At 41.4% G+C, this 4,941-nt stretch carries 5 protein-coding genes; 4 read left to right on the forward strand and 1 reads right to left on the reverse strand.

Annotated elements, in window-relative coordinates; genetic code table 11:
- Positions 1-2,132, forward strand: a 2,132-nt coding sequence (locus QNK26_RS02570) for an efflux RND transporter permease subunit (RefSeq protein WP_319220700.1), incomplete at its 5' end; no start/stop codon positions are given.
- Between the two features lie 74 nt (positions 2,133-2,206).
- Here QNK26_RS02570 and QNK26_RS02575 read toward each other — a convergent pair.
- The gene (locus tag QNK26_RS02575) at positions 2,207-2,593 is read right to left on the reverse strand and encodes a DUF423 domain-containing protein (protein ID WP_319220701.1); all 387 of its coding nucleotides are present in this window, start codon (positions 2,591-2,593) and stop codon (positions 2,207-2,209) included.
- Positions 2,594-2,778: 185 nt separating this feature from the next.
- Here QNK26_RS02575 and QNK26_RS02580 point away from each other — a divergent pair, with 185 nt between their 5' ends.
- From QNK26_RS02580 to QNK26_RS02590, 3 genes are all read left to right on the forward strand, one after another.
- Positions 2,779-3,756, forward strand: coding sequence for a porin (locus QNK26_RS02580; RefSeq protein ID WP_319220702.1), 978 nt, complete (start codon positions 2,779-2,781; stop codon positions 3,754-3,756).
- 222 nt (positions 3,757-3,978) lie between these two features.
- The gene (locus QNK26_RS02585) at positions 3,979-4,230 is read left to right on the forward strand and encodes a sulfurtransferase TusA family protein (RefSeq protein WP_319220703.1); all 252 of its coding nucleotides are present in this window, start codon (positions 3,979-3,981) and stop codon (positions 4,228-4,230) included.
- Between the two features lie 32 nt (positions 4,231-4,262).
- Positions 4,263-4,941: AI-2E family transporter (locus tag QNK26_RS02590; RefSeq protein WP_319220704.1), on the forward strand; the 679-nt coding region annotated here is incomplete at its 3' end.

Here is a 4,941-nt window from a genome sequence, read left to right on the forward strand (position 1 = left end):
CCATACCGGGTTCATTCCTTGCTGGCATTTTATTGCTGTCTATGTGGGGTTATACCATTAATACCGTAGTGTTATTTGCCTTGATTATGGCGGTGGGTATGCTGGTGGATGGCGCGATTGTGGTGACTGAATTTGCCGATCGTGAAATGAACGAAGGGCGCAGTAGTAAAGCTGCTTATGGGCTAGCCGCGAAGCGTATGGCTTGGCCTATTATAGCTTCAACAGCCACGACATTAGCAGCGTTTGCACCACTGTTGTTCTGGCCGGGTATGATGGGGGAATTTATGAAGTTCTTGCCGTTAACTCTAATTACCACATTGAGTGCTTCTTTGGTTATGGCGCTTATTTTTGTACCCACGCTAGGCGGCCTATTTGGACGTCGTCGTAAGTTATCGGTATTAGAGCAAAAGCAAACTGAAGTCGCTGAAAGTGGCGATGTAACCCTGATGCCGGGTATGACAGGTTGGTACATAAGAGTACTTAATGGCGCGATAAAAAAACCGTGGTGGTGTTTAGGCTGCGCTGTATTGTTCTCTATTTTAGTGATTAAAGCCTATGATGTTTATGGTCAGGGTTCTGAATTTTTCCCGAATGTAGAACCACCGGGTTTTAATATTGTGGTGCGCTCGCAAGGTGATTTGTCTATCTATGAACAAGACGCATTAATGCAACAAGTTGAAGCCAAATTACTGGGGATGAAAGAGATCGAAACCTTGTATGCGCGCACTGGTAAAGATAGTCAAAAAGGCGAACAAATTGGTTCGTTGCGGGTTAACTTAGTGGATTGGCAATTACGCCGTAAAGCCGATGAGATCATCGCCGATGTGTTAGTGAAAACCGCGCCCTTAGCAGGCATCGAAATTGAAGCCCGTAAGGATGAAAGTGGTCCACCGCAAGGTAAAGATTTACAGCTGGAGCTAAGTTCACGTTATCCGGAGTTATTAGAGCCGACATTAGCGAAAATTAAAGACTTTGTGGCGACGCAAGGCATCTTTACCAATGTCAGTGATAATGGCGCAAAACCGGGGATTGAATGGCAGATTAAAGTAGACCGTGGTGTTGCCGCCCGTTATGGTGCTGACGCTTTATTAGTTGGTAACAACGTTCAATTTGTGACAACGGGCTTACGCCTTGGTGGTTATCGTGCTGATGATGTGGATGACGAGATGGATATTCGCGTACGTTTCTCTGAACAATATCGCCATATCGACCGCTTAGAAGACCTACGTTTGAAAACGGCTGTCGGGCAAGTGCCATTAAGTGTGTTTTCAACCTTGACGCCAGAGCAGAAAAAAGACTCAGTACGTAAAGTGGATGGTCGCCAAGCGTTGAAAATAGAAGCCGACTTATTGCCGGGTTATAACTTAAATGAACAATTGCCTAAGTTAATGGCCTTAATGAAAGGCCTCGATCTCGATCCGCGCGTGACAATACGCTTACGCGGTCAAAATGAAAATCAGCAAGAATCGGCTGATTTTCTTAAAAATGCGTTGTTAATTGCATTAGCTGTCATGGCAATTATTTTGGTGACTCAGTTTAACTCTTTTTATCAAGCATTTTTGATCTTAACGGCAGTTATCTTTTCTACCGTGGGTGTATTCCTTGGTCTGATAATAGTACAAGAACCGTTTGGTATTGTCATGTCAGGGATTGGGGTGATCTCGTTAGCTGGTATTGTGGTAAATAATAATATTGTGCTGATTGATACTTACAATGTACTCAAGCAAGAAGGGCTGACTGCAGTTGAAGCGGTATTACGTACTGGAGCGCAACGTTTACGTCCGGTGATGCTGACGACTATCACCACTATTTTAGGCTTGATGCCGATGGTATTGCAGATGAATGTCGATATTGTTAATCGCAGTACAACCTTTGGCGCCCCATCAACGCAGTGGTGGTCACAATTGGCCACCGCGGTTGCTGGTGGTTTAACCTTTGCGACCGTGCTGACCTTGGTATTAACACCCTGTATGTTGATATTGGGCGATCGACTGAGCCAACGTTTGAATAAAAACAAATCCGGCGTTAATGTGAGTGCACTGGAAAGTGGTAACGATGTAAGTTTTGATGATAATCTGCGTGTCGCTTACTCTTCAGAGAAGCAAGACCCTGCGACATTAACGTTGAGCTGATTAGTTTTGATAATAAAATAGGTGCTAATTTAGCACCTGTTTTTTGTTGTCTTTATTCATGTTGATGATCACGATTATTTAATCTTGCACGCACGCCAAACCAGTAATAACCAAGATAGCATTAAGCCACTACCACCCGAGGGGGTGATATTACTAAACCACTTCTCGCCCGTTAATGCATACAAGATCAAGCTGCCACTAAACAACATAATGCTGAGTAATTGTAAGCCCGCCACCCAATTAAAGCGTCCTTCAGGAAATTTATGCTGTAATAACGTCAAAAATAAGATACTTAAGGTATGAATAAATAAGTAGTCGCGCGCAGTGGCAAAGTTAGCCACGCCGTTATTGAGCACCAGTTGTGAATGCCATAAATGTGCGCCCAGTGTACCGATGAGAATATTACTAAACATTAAGATTGAGCAGCTGATAAGGAAAAACTTGAGTGTTGTGTTCTGCATTGTGTGGTTACCTTTAATAGCTCGAAAGACCTAGCTTGTTGTAATGCGTAATAAAGTTGTCACTTATCTTACATTTTTTGTTCATCTTAATCACACATCTTTGTCATATTTTCCCCCTAGAATTAATTCCAATTTAAAGCAACTACTCAAACACCTTTATATTTGTTAATGGAATGGAATTCAAAATGAAAAAATCACTACTTGCACTGGTATTACCAAGCTTATTCGCATCAACGGTTGGCGCTGTTGAGGTTTATAACGATAATGGTCAATCTGTTGACGTATATGGTCGTGCTTATGCAGGTCATGACTTCAGTGGGGAAGATAAAAATGCCAATTATGGTAACGATTCTTATATCCGTATTGGTGCTAAATTAAAATCAGATATCTCTGAGTCACTATCAGCATTTGGCCGTTATGAATTACAGTGGGATTTAGACGATGATGAAAAACAAACTGAAACCAAAACACGGTTAGCTTATGTTGGTATTAACAGTGACGTTGGTGCATTCAGTTTTGGTCGTCAATATGGTGCGGTTGAACTAGTGGCGGACCTGACCGATAGCGCATACACCAATGCATACGGTAATGAGGCACTTGGTGTAGGTAAAGATCATGATGGTACCGGTCGTGATAACAGCTTATTAAAGTACAGCAATAAATTTGGTGCACTGCAGTTAGACGCTTCATACCGTCTTGATGACAACCAAAACGATCTAGAAAGTGATGCTGCTTATGGTTTAGCGGCGGCATATGAACTTGATTTTGGTCTGACACTGGCAGCGGGTTTTAACACCAGTTCACCGACGGATGATTATGATGCATCAATCTTCTTGGTTGGCGCGAGTTATAAAACTGGCCCAGTAAAATTAGCAGCCACGTTCGCTCAAGGTTCAGAGTTTGAAGGTCAAAACATCGATCATACCGGCTATGAATTAACATTTGAATATAAGATCACTAAGCAACTTCGTGCCCAAGTATTATATAACGCCCAAGAAACCGAAGACACAACATCATCGGCAACCACCGATAGTGTTGATGACTTAGTATTTGGTGTGCGTTATGACTTCAATAAAAAATTCCGTACCATTGCTGAATACCGTATTAATGGTGTTACAGGTAAAGATGACGACTTTCATCTCGCCGCGCGTTACAGCTTTTAAATAGTTGAGTCTTAGGTATATAAAGCGGTTAACTTTCGGGTTGAGCGCTTTATGTATTTCCCCTGCATTGCACATTATCCTCCCACAATTTTCCTCTTGCTGTACCCTGTGCATATTCAAATCGTAAGCTGGTTGTGTATCGCTTGAAAACAGTTGATAATGATGACAAATTTTTAGTCGGGCATTTTATCTGACCTATTAGCTTAAAGGCGAGTAAATACAATGCAGCAGTTAGATCTTAGCGCTTATACTTGTCCTTTACCGCTGATCAAAGTCAAACTATGGTTAAAGCAAGCTGAGCTTGGCACTGAAATAATCGTATTACTGACCGATCCTGGTTCTCGTCAAGATATACCTAAATTTTTAACCAGTCTTGGTCAAACAGTTGTTGAGTTAGAGAACACGTCATTAATGTTACGTATTAAGGTGACAAAACTAACTCAATACTTATCGCTGACACAGCTCAGTTCTTAATAATAAATATAATCTTAAGGCAATATTAATTTATGATTTCAGTCGTATCCCGTTGGTTTCAGGATCGCTTTTCTGACCCACATGCAGTCACTTTATTCTTTTTATTGATATTTGGCTTTTCGATTATTTATTTTGTTGGCGGCTTAATTACGCCTTTTTTAGTTGCTGTTGTATTAGCTTATTTACTCGACTGGCCATTAATACAGTTAATGCGTTTAGGTATATCGAGAACTTGGGCCACGGTAATTATTTTGATGCTGTTTGTCACCATGATGGTCATGCTCACTCTGGGCTTAGTGCCAACGGTGTGGAATCAAGGGGTGAACTTGGTTAAGGCTTTGCCGACGATGATCAAGCAAGGCCAAGAGTTTTTACTGATGTTACCTAAAGAAAACCCCGATGTGTTTAATGAAGAATTTATTAAAACGGCATTGCTGACAGTACAAGACCACGCGGTTAAGTCAGGTGAGATGATAGTAAGTGCTTCGTTCGCATCTTTATTTGATCTCGCGGCTATCCTAATTTATTCAATTTTAGTGCCGTTATTAGTGTTCTTTATGCTGAAAGACAAAAGCCGTTTGATGAAAGACTTAGTCAGCATTTTACCGCAAAATCGCCGCTTAGCCATGGAAGTATGGACCGAGATGAACGGTCAAATTGCCAATTATATTCGCGGTAAAGTATTTGAAATTATCATTGTTGGTTTTAGTA

It is taken from the genome of Moritella sp., assembly GCF_033791185.1.
In the GTDB taxonomy this organism is placed as follows: Bacteria; Pseudomonadota; Gammaproteobacteria; order Enterobacterales; family Moritellaceae; genus Moritella.

What these genes read in the sequence shown, in the direction of transcription:
- QNK26_RS02585 (WP_319220703.1), top strand. Translation starts at nt 3,979, where the DNA reads ATGCAGCAGTTAGATCTTAGCGCTTATACTTGTCCTTTACCGCTGATC.
- QNK26_RS02575 (WP_319220701.1), bottom strand. Translation starts at nt 2,593, where the DNA reads ATGCAGAACACAACACTCAAGTTTTTCCTTATCAGCTGCTCAATCTTA.
- QNK26_RS02580 (WP_319220702.1), top strand. Translation starts at nt 2,779, where the DNA reads ATGAAAAAATCACTACTTGCACTGGTATTACCAAGCTTATTCGCATCA.